The sequence below is a fragment of the Streptomyces sp. NPDC020747 genome (genome assembly GCF_044334695.1).
Lineage (GTDB): Bacteria > Actinomycetota > Actinomycetes > Streptomycetales > Streptomycetaceae > Streptomyces.
Genome location: NZ_JBIRTJ010000001.1, coordinates 347,873 through 368,294 on the forward strand (window position 1 = coordinate 347,873; position 20,422 = coordinate 368,294).

Annotated in this window: 13 protein-coding genes and 1 pseudogene; 9 read left to right on the top strand and 5 right to left on the bottom strand. The window is 67.5% G+C overall.

Annotated features, from left to right (window positions below; all coding sequences use genetic code 11):
* Nucleotides 1-314 precede the first annotated feature (314 nt).
* The 5 genes and pseudogenes from aceE to ACH4YP_RS01455 all read left to right on the top strand — a co-directional run bounded on the left by aceE (nucleotide 315) and on the right by ACH4YP_RS01455 (nucleotide 6,215).
* A complete protein-coding gene (gene aceE / locus ACH4YP_RS01435) occupies nucleotides 315-3,041 on the top strand; it encodes a pyruvate dehydrogenase (acetyl-transferring), homodimeric type (protein ID WP_398488815.1) in 2,727 nt (908 codons plus the stop codon).
* Between the two features lie 227 nt (nucleotides 3,042-3,268).
* The gene (locus tag ACH4YP_RS01440) at nucleotides 3,269-4,039 is read left to right on the top strand and encodes a class I SAM-dependent methyltransferase (protein ID WP_361067915.1); all 771 of its coding nucleotides are present in this window, start codon (nucleotides 3,269-3,271) and stop codon (nucleotides 4,037-4,039) included.
* Nucleotides 4,040-4,323: 284 nt separating this feature from the next.
* A pseudogene (locus ACH4YP_RS01445) lies at nucleotides 4,324-4,640 on the top strand (FAD-binding protein); the annotation flags it as partial.
* Nucleotides 4,641-4,802: 162 nt separating this feature from the next.
* Nucleotides 4,803-5,549 (top strand): SDR family oxidoreductase, encoded by a 747-nt coding sequence (locus tag ACH4YP_RS01450; RefSeq protein WP_398488817.1) that lies wholly within the window; start codon nucleotides 4,803-4,805, stop codon nucleotides 5,547-5,549.
* 273 nt (nucleotides 5,550-5,822) lie between these two features.
* Complete coding sequence (locus ACH4YP_RS01455) at nucleotides 5,823-6,215, top strand: hypothetical protein (protein ID WP_398488818.1); 393 nt, start codon at nucleotides 5,823-5,825, stop codon at nucleotides 6,213-6,215.
* 540 nt (nucleotides 6,216-6,755) lie between these two features.
* Here ACH4YP_RS01455 and ACH4YP_RS01460 read toward each other — a convergent pair.
* Nucleotides 6,756-7,469, bottom strand: a complete 714-nt coding sequence (locus ACH4YP_RS01460; RefSeq protein ID WP_361067923.1) for a sigma-70 family RNA polymerase sigma factor — start codon at nucleotides 7,467-7,469, stop codon at nucleotides 6,756-6,758.
* A 494-nt stretch (nucleotides 7,470-7,963) separates the two neighbouring features.
* Between ACH4YP_RS01460 and ACH4YP_RS01465 the strand changes: the two genes are divergently transcribed.
* Nucleotides 7,964-10,735 (top strand): AAA family ATPase, encoded by a 2,772-nt coding sequence (locus ACH4YP_RS01465; RefSeq protein WP_398488819.1) that lies wholly within the window; start codon nucleotides 7,964-7,966, stop codon nucleotides 10,733-10,735.
* Here the strand turns inward: ACH4YP_RS01465 and ACH4YP_RS01470 are convergent.
* The 4 genes from ACH4YP_RS01470 to ACH4YP_RS01485 form a co-directional block, all read right to left on the bottom strand.
* The gene (locus ACH4YP_RS01470; protein ID WP_398489436.1) at nucleotides 10,732-13,497 is read right to left on the bottom strand and encodes an AAA family ATPase; all 2,766 of its coding nucleotides are present in this window, start codon (nucleotides 13,495-13,497) and stop codon (nucleotides 10,732-10,734) included. The two genes, ACH4YP_RS01465 and ACH4YP_RS01470, sit on opposite strands and share 4 nt — an antisense overlap.
* Before the next feature lie 107 nt (nucleotides 13,498-13,604).
* Nucleotides 13,605-15,230 (bottom strand): cytochrome bc complex cytochrome b subunit, encoded by a 1,626-nt coding sequence (locus tag ACH4YP_RS01475; RefSeq protein WP_398489437.1) that lies wholly within the window; start codon nucleotides 15,228-15,230, stop codon nucleotides 13,605-13,607.
* 100 nt (nucleotides 15,231-15,330) lie between these two features.
* Nucleotides 15,331-15,993: an RraA family protein gene (locus ACH4YP_RS01480; RefSeq protein WP_361067931.1), complete on the bottom strand. Its 663-nt coding sequence runs from the start codon at nucleotides 15,991-15,993 to the stop codon at nucleotides 15,331-15,333.
* A 78-nt stretch (nucleotides 15,994-16,071) separates the two neighbouring features.
* The gene (locus ACH4YP_RS01485) at nucleotides 16,072-16,338 is read right to left on the bottom strand and encodes a WhiB family transcriptional regulator (RefSeq protein ID WP_361067939.1); all 267 of its coding nucleotides are present in this window, start codon (nucleotides 16,336-16,338) and stop codon (nucleotides 16,072-16,074) included.
* 466 nt (nucleotides 16,339-16,804) lie between these two features.
* Between ACH4YP_RS01485 and ACH4YP_RS01490 the strand changes: the two genes are divergently transcribed.
* From ACH4YP_RS01490 to ACH4YP_RS01500, 3 genes are read left to right on the top strand one after another with little or no spacing between them, the layout of a single operon-like run.
* Nucleotides 16,805-17,329: a PadR family transcriptional regulator gene (locus ACH4YP_RS01490; RefSeq protein WP_398488820.1), complete on the top strand. Its 525-nt coding sequence runs from the start codon at nucleotides 16,805-16,807 to the stop codon at nucleotides 17,327-17,329.
* Complete coding sequence (locus tag ACH4YP_RS01495; RefSeq protein ID WP_398488821.1) at nucleotides 17,326-18,012, top strand: ABC transporter ATP-binding protein; 687 nt, start codon at nucleotides 17,326-17,328, stop codon at nucleotides 18,010-18,012. Before ACH4YP_RS01490 ends, ACH4YP_RS01495 begins: the two co-directional genes overlap by 4 nt.
* Nucleotides 18,009-20,414, top strand: a complete 2,406-nt coding sequence (locus ACH4YP_RS01500; RefSeq protein WP_398488822.1) for an FtsX-like permease family protein — start codon at nucleotides 18,009-18,011, stop codon at nucleotides 20,412-20,414. The genes ACH4YP_RS01495 and ACH4YP_RS01500 overlap by 4 nt, the downstream gene beginning before the upstream one ends.
* Nucleotides 20,415-20,422: the final 8 nt, after the last annotated feature.

Here is a 20,422-nt window from a genome sequence, read left to right on the forward strand (position 1 = left end):
GGTTGCCTGCATGGGCAGGGACCGTGTGCACCGCGCCGCGCGGCGAGGGACAAGGGACGAACGATTCGCACCGGCTCTCCGGACGTCCGCACATTTCGGCTGCTCACACGGCTGTTCACATGGCTGCTCACATGGCTGCTCACATGGCTGTTCAGAAGGTGAGACCGAGTACACCCCACTTGTGTGACAGAGCCGGCACTCCAGTTGCACTGCTCTCCCGCGCTGTCACAACAACAGTGGGAGTTCTGTCGTATGTAGTGCACGTGCTGACTTCACCGTCACTCAGACAGACACGCGATGGCAGGAAGGCCACGATGAGTGATCCGACTCGGCCCACAGAGTCCTCCGCGACAAGTGAGCTCGACCAGCTGCCCGACCGTGACGCCGAGGAGACGAAGGAATGGCAGGACTCACTCGACGCCGTCATCAGACATGCCGGACCCGAACGCGCCGTGTACCTGCTGCGGCGCGCGCACGAGTTCGCGGCGAGGTCAGGCGTGGCCCTGCCGGGCCTGCTCTACTCGGACTACATCAACACGATCCCGGCGTCGTCCCAGCCGGTCTTCCCGGGCGACATCGCCATGGAATCCCGTATCACCGCGCTGAACAGGTGGAACGCGGCCGCGATGGTGACCCGCGGCTCACGGCTTGGGCTCGGCGGTCACATCTCGACCTACGCCTCGGCGGCTTGGCTCTACGAGATCGGGTTCAACCACTTCTTCAAGGGCAAGGAGGGTGGGGGCACTTCCCGCTTGAGCGGAGCCGAGAGTGGGGGAGGTTCCGGGGACCAGCTGTTTCTGCAGGGGCATGCTTCACCCGGCATCTACGCGCGGGTCTTCCTGGAAGGCCGTCTGCGTGAGGAGCAGTTGGACGGTTTCCGGCGCGAGGCCGACGGTCATGGCCTGCCGTCGTACCCGCACCCTCGGCGCCTGCCGTGGCTGTGGGAGTTTCCGACCGTGTCCATGGGGCTCGGCCCTCTCGCCGCCGTCTATCAGGCCAGATTCAACCGGTATCTGCGCGACAGGGGCATCAAGGACACGTCCGGGTCACGTGTTTGGGCCTTTCTCGGGGACGGGGAAACGGACGAGCCCGAGTCGACGGCCGCGCTGGCGCTCGCCGCCCGCGAGGGTCTCGACAACCTCACCTTCGTCATCAACTGCAATCTGCAGCGGCTGGACGGTCCCGTACGGTCGAACTCCAAAATCGTTCAGGAACTCGAGGCCCGGTTCCGCGGCGCGGGCTGGCACGTGGTGAAGTCCCTCTGGGGCGAGGCCTGGGACCCTGTGCTGCGGCAGGACACCGAGGGGGCCCTCGTCCGCCGCCTCGGCGAGGTGCCCGACGCACAGTTGCAGACGTACGCCGCACGGGACGCCGCGTACATTCGGAAGCACTTCTTCACCGGCGACGCGCTGTCCGGCATCGCCGCAGGGCTCGGTGACTCCCAGCTCACCGATCTGTTCGAGAACTCCCGGGGAGGACACGAGCCTCTCAAGGTCTACGCCGCCTACCGGGCGGCGGTGGAGCACCGGGGGCAGCCGACCGTCGTCCTCGCCCAGACCGTGAAGGGCCACACACTGGGGTCGGCCTTCGAGTCCCGCAACGCCAACCACCAGATGAAGAAGCTGACCATGGCGCAGTTCCGTCGGATGCGTGACGCGCTGGAGCTTCCCATCCCGGACAGCGCCCTGAGCGGGGACCTGGTCCCCTACTGGCACCCGGGTGCGGATTCCGACGAAGTGCGGTATCTGCGTGACCGGCGCACCGCTCTCGGAGGGCCCGCACCTGTACGGAGGGTGGTTGCCAAGCCGCTGGCCCAGCCGCCGTCCGGCCCCTTCGAAACCCTGGAGAAGGGCTTCGGCAAGCAGGAGGTGGCCACGACCATGGCGCTCGTCCGCCTGGTCAAGGACCTGATGCGCGGCGAGGAGACAGGGCAGCGCTGGGTGCCGATCATCCCCGACGAAGCCCGTACGTTCGGAATGGAGTCCCTGTTCCCGACGGCCGGTATCTACTCGCCGGAGGGCCAGACCTATGAACCGGTCGACGCCGATCAGTTGCTCTACTACCGGGAGGCCAGGAACGGCCAGCTCATCGACGAGGGCATCACCGAGGCCGGTTCCATGGCCGAGTTCACGGCCGCGGCGACCTCGTACGCCACACACGGCGAACCCATGATCCCCTTCTACATCTTCTACGCGATGTTCGGGTTCCAGCGCACCGGCGACCAGTTCTGGGCCCTGGCGGACCAGATGGGCCGCGGCTTCGTCATCGGGGCGACGGCCGGCCGTACGACGATGACCGGCGAAGGTCTGCAGCACGCCGACGGGCATTCCCACCTGCTGGCTTCCACGAATCCGGCCGCGGTGAGCTACGACCCGGCCTTCGCGTACGAGATCGCGGTGATAGTCAGGGAAGGGCTGCGCCGCATGTACGGCGACCAGCCCGAGGACGTCTTCTACTACCTGACGGTCTACAACGAGCCCAAACAGCAGCCGCCCATGCCCACCGAGCCATCGGTCGAGGAGGGGATCCTGCGGGGCCTGTACCTCTTCCGGCAGGCGGAACGCCACGACGCGGGACCGCGGATCCAGTTGATGGCCTCCGGCACGGCTATCCACTGGGCGTTGGAGGCCCAGGAGCTTCTGATGTCCCAGTGGGGAGTCCATGCTGACGTCTGGTCGGTGACGTCTTGGACGGAGCTGCGCCGCGATGCGTTGAACGCCGACAGGGCGCGGCTGACGCAGGGTGAGGAGCGCGTCCCGTATGTGACGGCGGCGCTGTCCGGTGCGCGGGGGCCCGTCCTGGCGGTCAGCGACTGGATGCGGCAGGTGCCCGATCAGATCAGCCAGTGGGTGGAGCAGGACTACTCGTCGCTGGGCACGGACGGCTTCGGCCTGTCGGACACCCGAGATGCCGTACGCCGCTTTTTCCGAGTGGACGCCGAGTCGATCGTCGTCGCTGCCCTGGACCGGTTGGCGCGGGCCGGTGCGATCGACCCCGACACGGTTGTCCGGGCACGCGTCCGCCACGGCTGGCAGGCGTGAGCACCTTGTCCATGGCATGGCGACCCGGAATTGACCTGTGGACGGCAGGGCGCGGCAAGGCCAGTGGGGCCCGGGCGCCCTGCGGATGTGGGAGGAGGAACCCACGTCATGGCGGCGGTGCGCCCTCAGTCGCAGGATTGATCCTGCGAACTCGGACGGGGCGGTGAGAGCGTGCCCGGTCTCGAGGTCACTGTCACACATGAGCCGCATGGTTTGTCTTGCTGGATATGCACCCTTCCACAGCGGATGTGTCCGTCGGTCCTCTCGACCGGGAGCGGCCGGACGCCTATGCGATCAGTGCCGAGTTCTACGACGTTCTGCAGGCCGAACGGGACGGGGCACTCGTGCACCAGTTGTACAGCGGCGATGTCGGCAACGCCCGTCTCGGTGTGCTGGATGTCGGCGCCGGAACCGGACGTGTCACGCTGATGAGCCTCATGGAGTCGCGGGTCCCCGTGCACGCTGTCGAGCCCGCGCGTTCCATGCGATCCGCGCTGATGACACACCTCGCGTCCATGCCCGCCGGCCTGAGAACGCGGGTCACCGTGCACCCCCACATGCTCGGTGAGGCTGGACTGCACGGGGTGGCCGACGTAGCCGTGTGCCACAACACGATCGCCTGTCTGCACCCGGCTTCGCGGCGTGCCCTGTGGCCGGCCATCGCCACGGCACTCGTACCCGGAGGTGTGCTGCTCGTCCAGCTTCCGCCTGCCCGCCTTCCGCGTCACGAGACCACTCATGATCTTCCGACCCAGAGGGTCGGGCAGCACGAGTACGGAGGACGCATGGTGGCGTCGGCCGACATGAACCGCATCCGGACACGCTTCGACTACTGGGTACGAAACGAGGGCGGTGTGCTGCGAGAGCACAACGAAACGTTCTGGATGTGGCCGGCCTCCCGGACCAAGGTGATCGGAGAACTGGTGAAGTCCGGCTTCGCCCCGCTCCCCGAGCGGGCCGATCCCGCCGTACTGGCCGTACGGCTCAGGCCGCGATAACTGCGTCGGCCTTGGATTCGGCGGCCTGGGCCAGGGGGTGCGAACTGGCAGGACAGGCACGGTTGGCCGCTCGACCAAGTGGACGTGGCGGTGCGGTTCGATCGACAAGGGCAGATCGTCAAAAACGTCCGGTTGACCGGCGATCTGCAGCCTGCCCATATAGCGCAGCTGTTGGCAGCTGCCGGGCGCTGCCCTGTGCAACGTCTCCTGACCAGGGCAGGAGAGTTGTCTGCTCGCCGACCCTCGTACCGCCAAGATCGTCACCAAGGCGCCGTCTTTGGTGCCAGCTCGTCCAGTTCCATCCTTCCGGGATCATCGAACCGGGGAACGCGGCCGGCACGCTGGTCAGCGAGGCCGCTGGGGGTGAAGGCAGGATCCTGCGCAACGCGCTCGGGGAACTGTTCAGAGCCCGCTACGACACGGAGATCAACGAAGGGCGGGGCCCCAAGGGGGGCGTACGGCTCGACGTCTCCCACCAGCCACGACAGACGATCTGTCGCGACTTCCTCGCGTCTGCCAGGCGCTTCCGGACCTGCGGTTGCCGGACATCACCCGCGAACCGATCGAGATCGCCGCGACTGCCCACTACTCGATGGGCGGCCGCCGAGGACCGGGTCGAGAAATCCATCAGTTCTTGCGAACTCTTGTCACAAGTAGATCCGCTGTCCTGTCTCTTCTATCGCAGACCAATTTGTTCGGTGCCGGTGAGCAGCTCATCGCGGGATGAGTGCCGCACCATGAAATCCTCCGAAAGGAATGCGTTATGAAGGTCGTAGTGATCGGTGGGACCGGGCTCATCGGCTCGAAGCTGGTCGGCAAGCTGAACGAGCACGGGCACGAGGCGGTAGCGGCCGCACCCAACACGGGCGTGAACACGCTGACGGGCGAAGGCCTGGCCGAGGTCCTGGAGGGCGCGTCCGTCGTGGTGGACGTGTCCAACTCCCCGTCGTTCGAGGACGAGGCCGTCATGGAGTTCTTCCGCACCTCCACGAGCAACCTCCTGAAGGCGGAGGCCGAGGCCGGCGTGACGCACCACGTCGCGCTGTCCGTGGTCGGCACCGAACGCCTCCAGGAGAGCGGATACTTCCGCGCCAAGCAGGCCCAGGAAGAGCTGATCAAGGACTCCGGAGTCCCCTACTCCATCGTCCACGCCACCCAGTTCTTCGAGTTCATGAAGGCGATCGCGGCCGCGGCCACCGAGGGCGACATCGTGCGCCTGGCACCCGTCAAGATCCAGCCCATCTACTCCGACGACGTCGCCGCCGCCGTCGGCCGCACTGCGGTCGGCACCCCGGTCAACGGCGTGGTGGAGGTCGCCGGGCCCAACGAGTTCCAGCTCGACCAACTCGTCCGTAAGGGGCTCGCCGCCAAGAACGACCCCCGCACGGTGGTCACGGATGAGCACGCCACGTACTTCGGTGCCGAGCTGCAGGAGGCCACGCTCCTGCCGGGCCCAGGCGCGAACATCGCCGAGACCCGGTTCGCCGACTGGGTCGCGCAGCAGCAGTAGATCCTGCGGTGGCCCCCGCGTCAGGCGGGGGCCACCGTTTGCACTCCACCCGCAGGTTCGCTCCATCGCATGCGCAGCCGCGGAGTTGCGCCATGCGGCACCTCGCTCCGTATTCCGAAAGGGTGCCGTAAATGCCAGGCTTCAGGTGTCACAAAAACGGGTGCCATCCAGTCAAACATGTAGAAGGGAATCGCCCTTCCCAATCCTGAATTTCGTGGACGATTCGCCGCACTGCTGACGTGATCGCCCGAGTCGGAATGGAGACGAAACAGCATGTTGCTCCAGACGGACAGGTATCTCACGCAGGGCACATCCACGGTCAGCGCTCCTTTGGCCACGGCAGACCCGGAGCCCAGTTTCTCCGATCGCTGCGGGCGCGATCCTTCAGAAGGTGAGCGAATTCCCACTGACTCACGCCTCTTGAGTCCCGTCAAATGGTTGGTGGGTCTGCAGTTCCACACCGCCAACTGCCAGACCGTTTGGCTGTACTACGTCGTGGACAAGGCCTTCGACACGACTGACGCGCTGCGCAGGGCCATCCAACGTGCCGACAGCGACCCGGAACGCATCGCCCAGGTAAGGATCCAGGCCGAGGCTGATCAAGTCGAGGTCCAGCAGGTTCTCCGGGATACTCTCGGCCGATTCAGGCTCACCCGTTCCCGCTGATCCGTTCAAGCGAGGTACTAGACATCTGCACAGGCAGTAGACGCCGTACCCAGCCGCGTGAGTCCCAGCGACAAGCAGTCCGCACGCGGGCACCGAGATACACGACGGCGGCCCTGCCATCCGCTCACCGTCTCCCCGTCTCTCAAGCAGCGGGGAGTTGGCGCCAGCGGGACACGGCTTCCGCTTGCAGAGGTTCTGCGCGTGGCAGGAGACTGGGCCGTTCGTGGCGCGGGGCGTCACAGTCCACGGGGCGTGCGGCCAGGCCACGGTGTGCCACTGAGTCGGCCGCTTCCCTGCCGGTGGGGGTGGGGCCGCCTCCATCGCCCCACGCTGGGCCGGCAGGTTCGGCAGGTGACCATCCGGCGGTGGCCCAAGCCGATCCCGAGCGTCGATCGAGCCCGCGGCGGAGGCGATCGTGACCGCCCCGACTACGGCAGGTGCCGGTCGGCGCACTGGTGCGGGCTCCCGACGAGCCCCACCTGCACCTGCTGTCGCACCTCGTGTCCCGCCGGCCTCCGGCAACACACCGCGTGGCGACGACTACTCGCTCGCCCCTCGCGACACCGGCCCGCAGGTCGGTTGCTGGCCGGCGTCCATGGACAGGACCCTTTCCAGGGGTGCGAGGTCACCGGACTGGGCTGCCGTGAAGAACGCCTGGACGAGTCGCCGATGTGCGACCGAGTCCACAGGCTGCCTGCGATGGTTCGCGGCGAGACACTTCTGGGCGCGTGTGACCTGCTGTCTCGCATTGGCGACGCTGAGACGCAGGATCTCGGAGATCTGGCTGTACGGGTAACCGAAACCCTCCCGTAGGACGTACGCAGCACGTTGCCTCGGCGTCAGTCTCTCCATCAGCAGGAGGACCGCTCTCTCAACGGCGTCCTGCTGCTCGGCCTCCGCTTCCGGGGTGGCGTGGGTGTCCATCATCTCCGGGAGCCAAGTGCTGGCGCAGGATTCTCGACGTCTCCAGGCGGACTGGACGACGTTGATGGCCAGGCGGACGGTTGTCGTCCTGAGCAGTGCCGACGGGTTCAGGACGATCGTGCGATCTGTGCCCTGCCACCGAAGCCATGCCTCTTGGATGACGTCTTCGGCCTCGCTCGCGTTTCCGACGATTCGGTTGGCGATCTTGAGCAGTCCGGGCCTCGCACGGACGAAGACCGATGTCGCGTCATCCAGTTCATCGATCGTCGGGCTGGCCGTCACGCCCGCCATCTCCCGACCTTGTCCGGCTTCGGCCAGATGTGTGTCCACGACCCGCTCCTCTGCTCCGTAGGTCAACGGCTTGAAAGGCGGCCGACAACCAACGTCGCGCTCAAGGGCGGCCGATCGCGCCCGTGGAATCCGTAGGTGGCTTCGTGGTCGTGCCGTGGCAGGTCCGTGGCCAGGCCCTCCGGAGGCGGCCCGTCCGGCAGCGCAGAAGGTGGGTCGAAGCCGCCTCGTTCACATCCGATGGGTGCAGTTCCGCTTCGGCGCCGCAGAGAGGCCACGAGAGGAAGGCCCCGGGGAGGGGAATGAGGTCGCGAGCCGGGCGGAGCACGTCGGCCAGGCTCGCGGCCGTGAACGCGGATCCGATGATCGGTGGCGGCGCTCACCCAGCATCCTGATGCTTGAAATCCGGACCTTAGGTATTCTTGTACGGCCCTGCGATGGATCCGGCTCGCCTCGGTCGAACAACGGCCGCAGTGGTCCGGACCCTCACCCAGAAACGCGGGTCGGACTGTCCTGACCAGGGGAGAGAGGCCGCGATGGCCATCAGCGGTTCAAGAGCCGAACTCCTCGGGCGGCGCAACGAGTGCCGGGTCCTCGACGACCTCTTGGCAGGCGCCAGAGTCGGACGAAGTGCGGTCCTGGTCCTGCGCGGTGCGGCGGGGATCGGGAAGACCGAGCTGCTGAGATACCTTCTCGAGCGCGCCACCGGTTGCCGCATCGTCAGGGTTGCCGGTGTCCAGTCCGAGATGGAGCTCTCGTACGCCGGCATGCACCAGCTCTGCGCCCCGCTGCTGGCCGGTCTTGACGATCTTCCAGCGCCTCAGCGCGACGCACTCGGCACGGCGTTCGGGCTGCGCACCGGCGACGCGCCCGACCGATTCCTCGTAGGTCTGGCCACTCTGAGCCTCTTGGCGGACGCCGGAGGGAAGCAGCCGCTGGTCTGCCTCATCGACGACGCACAGTGGCTGGATCGCGCATCGGCACAGACCTTGGAGTTCGTCGCCCGCCGGCTGCTCGCGGAATCGGTCGTGCTCGTCTTCGCCGTCCGTGAGCCCAGCGCCGGCGAGGCTCTTGGCAGCCTTCCCGAGCTGACCGTGACGGGGCTGACCGAGCGCGACTCCCGAACGCTTCTCGACTCGGTCGTCACCGGTCCGCTCGACCAGCGGGTGCTCGACCGCATCGTCGCCGAGTCGCGCGGCAACCCGCTGGCCCTGCTCGAGCTGCCTCGCGGGTTGACCGCGGCGGAGTTGGCCGGCGGCTTCGGGTATCCGGACGCATGGCCGTTGTCGAGCCAGATCGAGCAAGGCTTCCTCCGCCGGGTCCAGTTGCTTCCGGCCGAGACGCAACGCCTGCTGTTCACCGCCGCCGCCGAGCCGGTCGGCGACGTGACGTTGTTGAGGCGTGCGGCCGAGCGGCTGGGGATCGACGTCGACGCAGCTGCGTCGCACGCCGACGCAGCTGAGCTGATCACACTCGGTACGCGGGTGCGCTTCCGGCACCCGCTGGTGCGCTCGGCGGTCTATCGCGCGGCCGGCCCCAGCGACCGGCGCGAGGTGCACAAAGCGCTGGCCGACGCGACCGATGCCCAGCTCGATCCCGATCGTCGGGCCTGGCATCTGGCGGGCGCGGCCTCGGGGCCCGACGAGACGGTGGCGGCCGAGCTGGAGCGCTCCGCGGACCGGGCGCAGGCTCGCGGCGGCATCGCGGCGGCGGCCGCGTTCCTCCAGCGTGCGACCGCGCTGACGCAAGATCCTGCCCGACGTGCGCAGCGCGCTGTGGATGCCGCACAGGCGAAGCTCCACGCCGGGGCGTTCGAGCCGGCGGCAGCTCTTCTCGACACGGCGGAGGCCGGACCCCTCGACGAGCTCGGGCGCGCTCGGATCGATGTGCTGCATGCCGAGATCGCGTTCGCCCAGAACCGTGGCGGTGAGGCTCCTTCACTGCTGCTCGCCGCCGCTCGCCGGTTCGGGCGGCTCGACGTTGCGCTCGCCCGTGAGACCTACCTGGACGCCATCGCGGCGGCAGTCTTCGCCGGCCGTCTGGCGCGCGGCCCAGGCCTGCGGGAGGTGGGCGAGGCTGCCCGCGGCGCGCCGCCGTCGCAGCTGCCGCGGGTGCCCGACATGCTGCTGGATGCCCTTGCCGTGCGCCTCACCGACGGCTACTCGGCCGCGGCGCCGTTGATGAAGCGAGTCGTCGAAGCGATCTGTGCCGAGGAGATCCCCGTCCAGGAGGCGCTGCGCCGGCTCTGGCTCGCATCGGTCGTTGCCGCGGATCTGTGGGACGACGAGCGCTGGCACCTGGTCGCAACCCGTCTGGTCACGATCACCCGCGATGCCGGCATGCTCAGCGCGCTCCCCGATGCGCTCGACTCCCGCGCAGCCATGCATCTCTTCGCCGGGGAGCTGACGGCGGCCGCGTCGCTGGTCGAAGAGGTTAGAACGGTGTGTGCCGCGACCGGGAACAACCCGGCGCGTCTCCAGCCCCTCGGTCTGGCTGCCTGGCGTGGTCACGAGCGCGAGGCCCGCACGCTGATCGACGGGATAATGAGCGAGGCCGTGCGGCTCGGCCAGGGGGCCGCGATCACCGTCACACACTGCTACCACGCTGTGCTCTGCAACGGCCTCGGCCAGTACGCGGAAGCGCTGGCCGCGGCCAAAGAGGCAGCCACCCACGGGCAGGAGTTCGCCTCACCTCGATGGGGCTTGGTCGAACTGATCGAGGCGGCCTCACGTAGCGGCGCACCCGAGCCGGCGACCGACGCCCTCGACCAGCTCTCGGAGACGACACGAGCCAGTGGCACCGACTGGGCACTGGGTGTGGAAGCTCGCTCGCGGGCGCTCCTGAGCGAGGGCGATTCCGCGGAGCAGTTCTACCGCGAGGCGATCGAGCGGCTCGACCGCACCCGGGTCCGCGTGGAACTCGCCCGCGCGCACCTGCTGTACGGGGAATGGCTTCGCCGGGAGAACCGTCGCGTCGACGCCCGTGCCCAACTGGGCGTCGCGCACGAGATGTTCAGCCAGATCGGGGCCGAGGCATTCGCGGAACGCGCTCGACGCGAGCTGGAGGCCACGGGAGCAAAGGTGCGCAGCCTCACCGTCGCGACGCACACGGCCCTCACCTCCCAGGAAGCGCAGATCGCTCGTCTCGCCGGGGAAGGGCTTACGAACCCCGAGATCGGCGCCCAGTTGTTCATCAGCCGGCACACCGTCGAGTGGCACCTCCGCAAGGTGTTCTCGAAGCTCGGCATTGCCTCCCGCAAGGAGATCCGCACCATGCAACTCGGGGGCGGCGAGGCGACGTCGGCCTAGGCCGGGGCTGTGGTGGATGGTGGGTCGGAGAGTGCGCCGCGGAGTTGTTTGCGGGAGGTGATGCCGAGTTTGGTGAACACTTTCCGCAGGTGCCACTCGACGGTGTGAGGGCTGATGAACAGTTGCGCACCGATCTCGGGGTTCGTCAGTCCGTCCCGGGCGAGGCGGCCGATCTGCGCTTCCTGGGCGGTGAGCGCGGTCGGCGTGGCGGTCGTGCGCTTGGCCACCGTTTCGCCGGTGGCCCGCAGTTCTCGGCTTGTGCGTTCGGTGAACGCGCCGGCGCCGAACCGGGTGAACATCTCGTAGGCGGTCCGCAGTTGGTCGCGCGCGTCGACGCGACGGTTCTCCCGGCGCAGCCATTCCCCGTACAGCAGGTGCGCGCGGGCGAGTTCCACGCGGATTCGGGTGCGGGCGAGCCGCTCGATCGCCTCGCGGTAGAACTGCTCCGCGGAATCGCCCTCGCTGAGCAGAGCCCGCGAGCGCGCCTGGATACCCAGCGCCCAGTCCGTGCCGGCGGCGTCGGTTGTCTCAACCAGCCGGGCCAGCGCAGCGACGGCCGCATCACGGTTGTCACTACGAACCCCCGCCTCCACCGACTCGGCGAGATACCAGCCGAAACAGCCCATGTCTTCGTACTCGCACGCCCGTTGGGCATGGGCGAGGGCGACGTCATACCGGGCCAGGCCGTTGTGAAGCACAGCGCTGAAGTAGCCGGCCTGTCCCAGGGCCCGTCCCTCGCCCTTGGCAGTCGCGGTCCGGATACCGGCGTCGATCAACTTCGTTGCCTGGCGTTCATCGTCACGCCAGGCCACGAGCATGAGTGATGTGCAGCCTTGCGGGGCGTTGCCCGTCGCCCTGGCGATCGCCTCCGCTTCATCGATCAGGGCCGACGCCGTAGCGAACTCGCCGGCCAGCAGGTGTACAGCCGCGCGGTGGGAAAGCGCGAGGGGGAGGACGGCGAGCGCGCCGGTGTTTCGGGCCAGTTGGACCGCCCGGCTTGTCAGCTCGTGCCATGCCCCGTCGTCCCACAGCTCCGGTGCGACGAGTGCCGGTGCCACCGGGCACGCCAACCAGAGTCGTCGCGTGACGTCGTTCGGATTGTCCCAAGTGTCGGCCTGGTATGCCCGGAGGGCCTTCCGGAGCGGTTTCACACTCGCCGCGTAGCCCGCCGTGAAGCGGGTCGACACCCCGTCCAGCAGGAGATCCATCTCCCGTGGCGGGCTGGGTCCTCGGGGCGCCGAGTGGGCAGCCTCAGCGGCATGCCAGATCGTCTGTCCGTCGTCGAGTCGGCCGGCGAAGATCGCCGCGGCGAGCGCCTCGAGATACGTCTCACGTGCCAGCGCCGCGTCATGTGGCTCCAGGTGTTTGGCTGCTTCGAGGAAGAGGGGCGTGGCCTCACCGCTTCGGCTGTGGGTGAAGACGATGTGCGCGTGCAGCCGCGCCAGCCGGGCGCGATCGAGCTCGTCGAGCGGCCCCATCTCCGCAGCCATCGCAAGCTGATAGGCCGCCTCGGGGGCGGCTGCCTCGAACTTCGCCTGGGCAGCCGCCAGCGATCGTGTGCAACGGAGCGAAGGGTCGGGTGTCAGCTCCATCGCACGCTCCAGGAAGGCTGCCGCGGCCGCGACGCCGCCGCGCGCCCGCGCCCGGTCCGCCGAGCGCACCAACTCAACGGCCACCGCCTCATCAAAGACCACCGTCGCGTGGGCACGGTGCCACGCTCGACGATCAGGATCAGAGTGCGCGTCAGTGACCTCGGCCAGCGCGCCATGAACCTCTTTCCGGGCGGACGAGGTCGCGGCGCGGTAGGACGCCGAGCGCACCAGCGGATGGCGAAAACGCACGCGCGTGCCCAGCTCGATCAGTCCCGCTGCCAGGGCGGGGGACGCCGCGTCCGCTCCGATCCCGAGTCTCTCCGCCGCACGTCTGAGCAAGGTGACGTCCCCGACCGGCTCGGCAGCGGCGATCAGCAGCAGCCGCTGCGTCGCCGGCGGAAGTGACTGAACCCGGCTGAGGAAGCTCTGCTCGATCTGGCTCGCCAGTGGCTGCGCGTCCGGCCGGGCGAACCCACCGGCCAGGTCGGCCACCGTCGACCCGCGCGGCAACTCCAGAAGGGCGAGAGGGTTCCCTCGCGCTTCGGCGAGCACCCTGCTCCGGATGCGTTCGTCGATCCCCCCGGGGACCACCGAGTCCAACAGCGAACGAGCGTCATGCTCATTCAAGCCGCGCACACTCAGTTCGGGAAGCCCTTCGAACGCACGCTCCCCCGCCGCCGATTCCCGCACCGCGAAAACAAAACCGATCGACTCCGCCATGAGACGTCGCGCCACAAAACCAAGAACCTGCGCCGACGCGCGATCGAGCCATTGCGCATCGTCGACCAGGCAGATCAACGGCCGTTCCTCGGCCACGACGGCCAAATGGTTGAGTAGCGCCAGGCCAAGCAGAAACCTGTTCGGCGGCCCGCCTCTGGAAAGACCGAATGCGACGCCGAGCGCGTCGCGTTGCGGGCCCGGAAGGTGATCCAAGTCCTCGATCAAAGGTCCACAGAGCTGGTGCAACCCGGCGAACGGAAGCTCCATCTCAGCCTCGGTTCCGCCGGCTCTGGCCACCCGGCAACCGACCGCGCCTTCCGAGAGATGATCGAGCAGAGCGGTCTTGCCGATGCCTGCCTCGCCGCGCAACACGAGAGCGGCGCTCTGGCCGGCTCGTACACCCAGCGCGAGCTGATCAAGCGCACGACGCTCACTGCTCCGGCCAAGCATCCCCACACCACCGTCTCCGCCGCCTGCGACGAGCGTACGCCGCTGAAGGAACGTACGCTTCTCCTCGCGGCAAGCACTGTGATCCACGTGTCCTCCGTTGGGTGCGATCATCGGCGATGTTTGGCGGTGATCTCCTGGTACTCCTGCTCCGTCGGTTTGGTGATTTGCGCGCCTTCGCCGTAGAAGCTCCGGCTGAGCCTGACGCGCAGGCGCTCCACAAGACGGAGTCCGGAATTCGAGCCTTCCGCGTTCTCTGCGGGGACGGATCCGATCGCCTTGTGTTGTTCATGTTGTGTTAGAAGGTGGAGTTGTTCTCGGCTGAGCTGCTCGTGCACCTCGATGAACTCGCCGTACGGCAAACGCTTGATGATGCCGGTCTCACGGCCGTGCAGCACCTTGTCGCGATCTTGGCGCTGAAGGCCGAGTGCCCACCGCTTCGCTATGGAATAGATCGCGAAAGGAACGAAGAAGAGACCGATTCGAACGGCCCACGTCACGGATTCGACAGAGATATGGAAGCGAATGGCGATAATGTCGTTCGCAGCACCGATCAGGGCCACCAGATAGAAACTGATCCATGCGGCACCGATCGCCGTTCGCACCGGCCGGTTGCGCGGTCTGTCGAGGAGGTGATGATCACGGTCGTCGCCGGTCACCCAGGCCTCGATGAACGGATATGCGGCCATCGCGAGGAAGAGACCCACGCCCACCGACAGCGGTATCAGGTTGTCCAGAGCCAGGGTGTGGCCCCAGAAGTTGATTTCCCACCCGGGCATGACGCGCAGCAGTCCATCGGCCACGCCCATGTACCAGTCGGGCTGCGAGCCTGCCGAGACCTGGTCGGCACGGTAAGGGCCGTACAGCCAGATGGGATTGATCTGAGCGACCGACGCGATGACGAAGATACCGCCGGCGACGAGGAAGAAGAATCCTGCGGACTTCACTAGGCGCACCTTGAGTGGCAGGCCCACGATATTCGTGTCGCTGCGTCCCGGCCCCGGATACTGGGTGTGCTTGTGGAACAGGACCAGAATCAGATGGGCGGCTAGCAGCCCCACCATGAGGGCGGGGATGATCAGAACGTGGATCGTGTTGAAGCGCGCTACCAGCTCGTCTCCGGGGAACTCGCCCCCGAAGAGGAACATCGAGAGATACGTTCCGACGATCGGGATGGAAAGAATTGTCCCGTTCACGACCGCGAGTCCGGTTCCGGAGAGAAGGTCGTCCGGAAGGTCGTACCCCGTCAGCCCTCCGAACATCGCCAGGACCAGCAGTAGGAATCCGAACAGCCAGTTGAGTTCGCGCGGCTTGCGGAACGCGCCCGTGAAGAATACGCGCATCATGTGGACGAGGATGGCCGCGACAAAGATCAGGGCCGCCCAATGATGGGCCTGCCGGATCAGCAGGCCGCCACGGACGTCGAAGGAGATGTCCATAGTCGAATTGAACGCCTCCGACACCAGCTGGCCCTGCAGCGGTGCATAGCTGCCGTTGTACTCCACTTGGTTCATCGACGGATGGAAGTACAGTGTCAGATAAACACCCGTGACGATGATGACGATGAAGCTGTACAGGCAGATCTCGCCCAGCATGAACGACCAGTGGTCGGGGAAGGCTTTTCGTGCTTTCCCTCTGACCAGACTGTAAGCACCCAGGCGCCCATCGGCCCATTCGGCGACCTTTTCTCCCCTGCCGCCTTGCTTCACTTCGTTTCCCTGGCTCCCGTCACCCATGCCCAAACCACCATTCTCAAACCGTTCCAGGCTCATGGACTGCTTCCATCCATACGACCGGGGATGAGGCGTGGATGTGACACGGTCCGTCCGGCGCGGTTCAGGACGGCATTCCTTCTGCCTGGATCTCTTTGAGGAAGTAGGAATCTTCGTCTTCGACCATTTGGGCGATCTCAAGTACCCGGTGCAGGCTCTGGGAAGGTATGACCACCGCACCCGAAGAGTCGGCGTACATGTAGTCCCCGGGTGTGATGCAGACACCAGCGAATTCGATTGCGACATTCGCCGCATAGGGCATGACAATATCGCCACCCCACCGGTTCGACTCCCCTCTGCACCAGGTGGAAAAGCCCTGCTCTCGAAGCTGCGCGAAATCTCTCAGACGTCCGTCGGCGAGAACCCCGGAAAGGCCGCGGTGGGCAACCCGAGAAAGTTTCGTACCTCCTCCGTGTGATGCGTCCGGGTAGCCCCCGCTGGACAGCACGAGGACCCGTCCGGCCGGGAATTCCCCAACTGCCTGGTAGAAGAGATCAGCGAAACCTTCTGATGACTTCTTCACGTCGTCACGGCGGGGCATGTACGCAATCGTGGCCGCCGGACCGAACAAAGGGCGAACGGGGTCGGGACTGACCATGGGCAAGATGTGCGCACGGTGATCGTGGATCCGCCCCATCGCGTCCACGAGTGCTGCGCAGCCCAGTTCGGAGAGCCTGGCTGCGAGATCCTTGTCGCCGGTCGCGCCCTCCAGATCGTTCTCGGTCACGTCTGCTCCCTTGAGTCGGCGGGCGCCCGATGCGGGCTGTCCCGTTTCGAGGTCGGCGTGATGGGGTGCCGGGTGCCGTCACGCAGCCGGGGTGACCGTGTCCTTGGCCTGGCGGGCTTCGCGTCGCTTCATCGCGCGGCGTTCGCTCTCCGTCGTGCCGCCCCAGATGCCTTCCACCTGCACCACGTGAACAGCCCAATCGAGGCACTGCTCCACGACAGGGCAGCGGCCGCACACGGCCTTCGCCTCGTCGATCTGCCTATGGGTCAGACCGGAGTTTCCTATGGGGAAGAAGAGATCAGGGTCTTCTTCATGCAGGCAGGCTGCCCGTTCACGCCAATACATGGCGTCCTCTCCTCGTTCAGCAAGCATGGGAAGGGAAACCTCCCGGGTTCTGGGTGATCTACAACTCCGCAGGAGGCCCCGGAAATCGATCACGGCCTTTCATTTGTGCGAAAAGTTCTCTGGGGCTGTTACCTGAGACCGCGCAACGGGCGCATGTGTGACATGCGGGCGCCCGCATGGCGCCGATCAGGAGTGCGAACGCATGTCGGGTCCAACCCGGACACGGGCGGGCACAGCGAGGACGCGATCGGGCTCACTCCCGGCGCGGTCGGCCGTCACCGTGGGACGCAGTGAGCCGGAGACCGCCGAACTCGCCGGCCTTGAGCGCCGCACCCCAGGAACACGACGCCCTGGCCCCGCACAGTGCGTCAGGCTTGCGGCGCCGAGGCCGGCCCACGGTAGACGGTCGGAAAACACACTTTCTGCTGCACGCGCTCGACGTATACACCGCATGTATAGTCACACCATGTCAATCGGCAACACGCTCCTAGGGCTCCTTGAGTCCGGGCCCCGCCACGGTTACGACCTGAAGCGGGCCTTCGACGAGAAGTTCGGTCAGGACCGGCCGCTCCACTACGGCCAGGTCTATTCCACGATGTCCCGGCTGCTGAAGAACGGCCTCGTGGAGGTCGACGGCATCGAGGCCGGCGAAGGCCCCGAGCGCAAGCGGTACGCGATCACCGAGGCCGGCGTCACCGACGTCCGGCGGTGGCTCGCCACACCCGAGAAGCCCGAGCCCTACCTCCAGTCGACCCTCTACACGAAGGTCGTCCTCGCCCTCCTCACCCACCGCGACGCCTCCGGGATCCTCGACACCCAGCGCGCGGAGCACCTGCGCATGATGCGGATGCTCACCGACCGCAAACGCAAGGGCGATCTCGCCGACCAGCTGATCTGCGACCACGCACTCTTCCATCTCGAAGCCGACCTGCGCTGGCTGGAACTCACCGCCGCGCGCCTCGGCAAACTCGCAGAGGCGGTGACCCGATGACCCCCGCAGGCTCCCTGCTCGTGGCCCACGACCTGCGCAAGACCTACGGCCCCACCAACGCCCTGGACGGCGCCGAGTTCTCCATCCACCCCGGCGAGGTCGTCGCCGTCATGGGCCCCTCGGGCTCCGGCAAGTCGACCCTCCTGCACTGCCTCGCCGGCATCGTCACCCCCGACTCCGGCTCGATCATGTACAGCGGCCAGGAAATGGCCACCATGAACGACGCCCGGCGCAGCGCCCTGCGCCGCTCCCAGTTCGGCTTCGTCTTCCAGTTCGGCCAGCTCGTACCCGAACTGACCTGCGTCGAGAACGTGGCACTGCCGCTGCGGCTGAACGGCGCCTCCCGCAAGGACGCCGAACGCACCGCCCTGGCCCGCATGGAGCAGCTGGAGGTCGACGACCTCAAGGCCAAGCGGCCCGGCGAGGTCTCCGGCGGCCAGGGCCAGCGCGTCGCCGTCGCCCGCGCCCTGGTCACCGACCCCCGCGTCCTCTTCGCCGACGAGCCCACCGGCGCCCTCGACTCCCTCAACGGCGAACGCGTCATGGAACTGCTCACCGAAGCAGCCCGCACCGCCAACGCCGCCGTCGTCCTCGTCACCCACGAAGCCCGCGTCGCCGCCTACTCCGACCGCGAGATCGTCGTACGCGACGGCAAGTCCCGGGACATGGAGCGCGTCGTATGACCGTCGACGACCCTGCGCGCAGTACCGATGCCCATACCTTCGCCACGAACCACTCCGCCGAGGGGCCCGGCGGGCCAGGAGCGTGGATCCGTGAACTCGGCCTGGGCATACGCTTCGCCGCGGCCGGGGGTGGTGGCGGCTGGGCAAGGACCTTCCTCACCGCCGCCGGGGTGGCACTCGGCGTGGCACTGCTCCTGCTCGCCGCGTCCACACCGAACATCCTGTCCGTCCGCACCGAGCGCGGCGACGCCCGTAAGCCGTCCAATGCCATGTCGTCGTCCTCGGTATCGCGGTCGGAGTCCTCCTTCCTGTGGCTCGCGGGCGACACCGACTTCCGGTCCGACCACGTGGGCGGGATGCTGCTGCGTGCCGACGGTCCGCGTGCATCTGCCCCGCCCGGCGTCGCGAAGATCCCCGCACCCGGCGAGATGGTCGTCTCCCCCGCCCTGAGGAAGCTGCTCGACACACCCGCGGGTGCCTTGCTGAAAGAGCGTCTGAACTACCGGATCGTGGGCACCATCGCGCCTTCCGGTCTGCTCGACGCGACCGAGCTTCACTACTACGCGGGCAGCGATCGCATCGGGCTCGACGGCGGGGCCGTACGCGCGGCGCACTACGGGTACTCCCCCCGGCACGAACCCCTCAACGCGCTGTTGTACCTGCTGGTGGTGATGATCTGCGTCGTACTCCTGGTGCCTGTCGGCATCTTCATCGCCACCGCGGTGCGCTTCGGCGGCGACCGAAGGGACCGCAGGCTGGCCGCGCTGCGGCTGGTCGGCGCGGACCGTCGCACGGTCGCCCGGATCGCAGCCGGCGAGGCCCTCTTCGGCTCGGCCGTCGGTGTCGTCCTCGGAGCCGCGTTCTTCCTGGTGGGGCGTCAGGCGGCGGAGTACGTTCGGCTGTGGGGCGTCAGTGCCTACCCGGGCGACATCGTCCCTCGGCTTCCCCTGGCCGTACTCATCGCCGTGGCGGTCCCGCTGGCCTCGGTCGTGGTGACCCTGTCCGCGATGCGCTCGGTGGCCGTCGAACCGCTCGGTGTCGTTCGCGGTGGCCGCCTGCGCCGAAGGCGACTGTGGTGGCGGCTGGTTCTGCCGGCCCTGGGCCTGGCGATTCTCCTGTTCTCCGACCGGATCACCCCTCGGTCCCAGGACGTCGACCCGGTCCCTGTCGCCGCAGGGGTGACGCTGGTGCTGATCGGCCTGGCCGGGCTCCTGCCCTGGCTGGTGGAAGGGTCCGTCGCCCGGCTGCGGGGCGGCCCCGTGCCGTGGCAGCTCGCCGTTCGCCGCCTCCAGCTGTCCAGCGGGTCGGCTGCGCGCGCCGTCAGCGGCATCATGGTGGCCTCCGCGGGAGCGATCGTGCTGCAGCTCATGTTCGGTGCGATGCAGCAGGGCTTCATCACCTCCTCCGCCGGCGGTGGCGGCATCACTCGGACACCGGACCTCACGCTCACGTCACAGGACCGGAAAGCCGTCACCGCCGCACTGCTGGAGGACAGCCTGCGCCGGACACCGGGCGTGGCATCGGCGTTCGCCCTGACCGAGGGGTACGTGTCCGGACCCGAGGGATCGGTGACGGGCCTGACCGTCGGCGACTGCGCCCATCTGCGGAAGATGGCCCGCCTGCCCTCGTGCCGCGACGGCGACACCTTCGTCGCGCACAACCCAGGTGATACGGCGGGCAATCGCCATGTGGACCGGACGGCCAGGCCCGGCAGGGCCGTCACCCTTGACGACTACGATCCGGACGGCTCGACTCCGGAACTCCGGTGGACGCTGCCGACCGACAGCCCGGTGGTCATGACCGTGCCCGATCCGATGGGTGCGAGGCACAGTGGGATCCTGGCCACTCCAGGTGCGTTGCCGACCGGTCCGCTGCCAGGAGCCCACAACTCGGCGAGTGTTCACGCGGACCCCCGCGTGAGCGATGCGGTGGACGAGATCCGCAACGCGGCGGACAGGCTGGACCCGGCGATACACGTGTGGGTACGCCAGAACGAGCAGCGCGACAAGGAGTACGACACGGTCCAGACCGGCCTGCTCGTCGGGGGCACGCTGATGATGGTGCTGATCGCCGCGAGCATGCTGGTGTCCCAGATCGAGCAACTGCGGGAGCGCAGACGCCTGTTGTCGGTCCTGGTGGCGTTCGGCACCCGACGTTCCACGCTGGCCTGGTCGGTGCTGTGGCAGACGGCCGTCCCGGTCTTCGTCGGCACGCTGCTCGCTGCGGCCGGAGGACTGGCCCTGGGCCATGTGATGCTCCGCATGGTGCAGAAGCCGGCCAAGGACTGGTGGGTGTTCCTGCCGTACGCCGGAGTGGCCGGGATGCTGGTTCTGCTCGTCACACTGCTGAGCCTGCCGCCACTGTGGAGAATGATGCGGCCGGAGGGACTACGCACGGAGTGACACCGAGT

Excerpts from the sequence above, each read along its gene's own strand:
- aceE (WP_398488815.1), top strand. The coding sequence starts at position 315 with ATGAGTGATCCGACTCGGCCCACAGAGTCCTCCGCGACAAGTGAGCTC.
- ACH4YP_RS01440 (WP_361067915.1), top strand. The coding sequence starts at position 3,269 with ATGCACCCTTCCACAGCGGATGTGTCCGTCGGTCCTCTCGACCGGGAG.
- ACH4YP_RS01450 (WP_398488817.1), top strand. The coding sequence starts at position 4,803 with ATGAAGGTCGTAGTGATCGGTGGGACCGGGCTCATCGGCTCGAAGCTG.
- ACH4YP_RS01455 (WP_398488818.1), top strand. The coding sequence starts at position 5,823 with ATGTTGCTCCAGACGGACAGGTATCTCACGCAGGGCACATCCACGGTC.
- ACH4YP_RS01465 (WP_398488819.1), top strand. The coding sequence starts at position 7,964 with ATGGCCATCAGCGGTTCAAGAGCCGAACTCCTCGGGCGGCGCAACGAG.
- ACH4YP_RS01470 (WP_398489436.1), bottom strand. The coding sequence starts at position 13,497 with ATGCTTGGCCGGAGCAGTGAGCGTCGTGCGCTTGATCAGCTCGCGCTG.
- ACH4YP_RS01475 (WP_398489437.1), bottom strand. The coding sequence starts at position 15,230 with ATGGGTGACGGGAGCCAGGGAAACGAAGTGAAGCAAGGCGGCAGGGGA.
- ACH4YP_RS01485 (WP_361067939.1), bottom strand. The coding sequence starts at position 16,338 with ATGTATTGGCGTGAACGGGCAGCCTGCCTGCATGAAGAAGACCCTGAT.
- ACH4YP_RS01490 (WP_398488820.1), top strand. The coding sequence starts at position 16,805 with ATGTCAATCGGCAACACGCTCCTAGGGCTCCTTGAGTCCGGGCCCCGC.
- ACH4YP_RS01495 (WP_398488821.1), top strand. The coding sequence starts at position 17,326 with ATGACCCCCGCAGGCTCCCTGCTCGTGGCCCACGACCTGCGCAAGACC.
- ACH4YP_RS01500 (WP_398488822.1), top strand. The coding sequence starts at position 18,009 with ATGACCGTCGACGACCCTGCGCGCAGTACCGATGCCCATACCTTCGCC.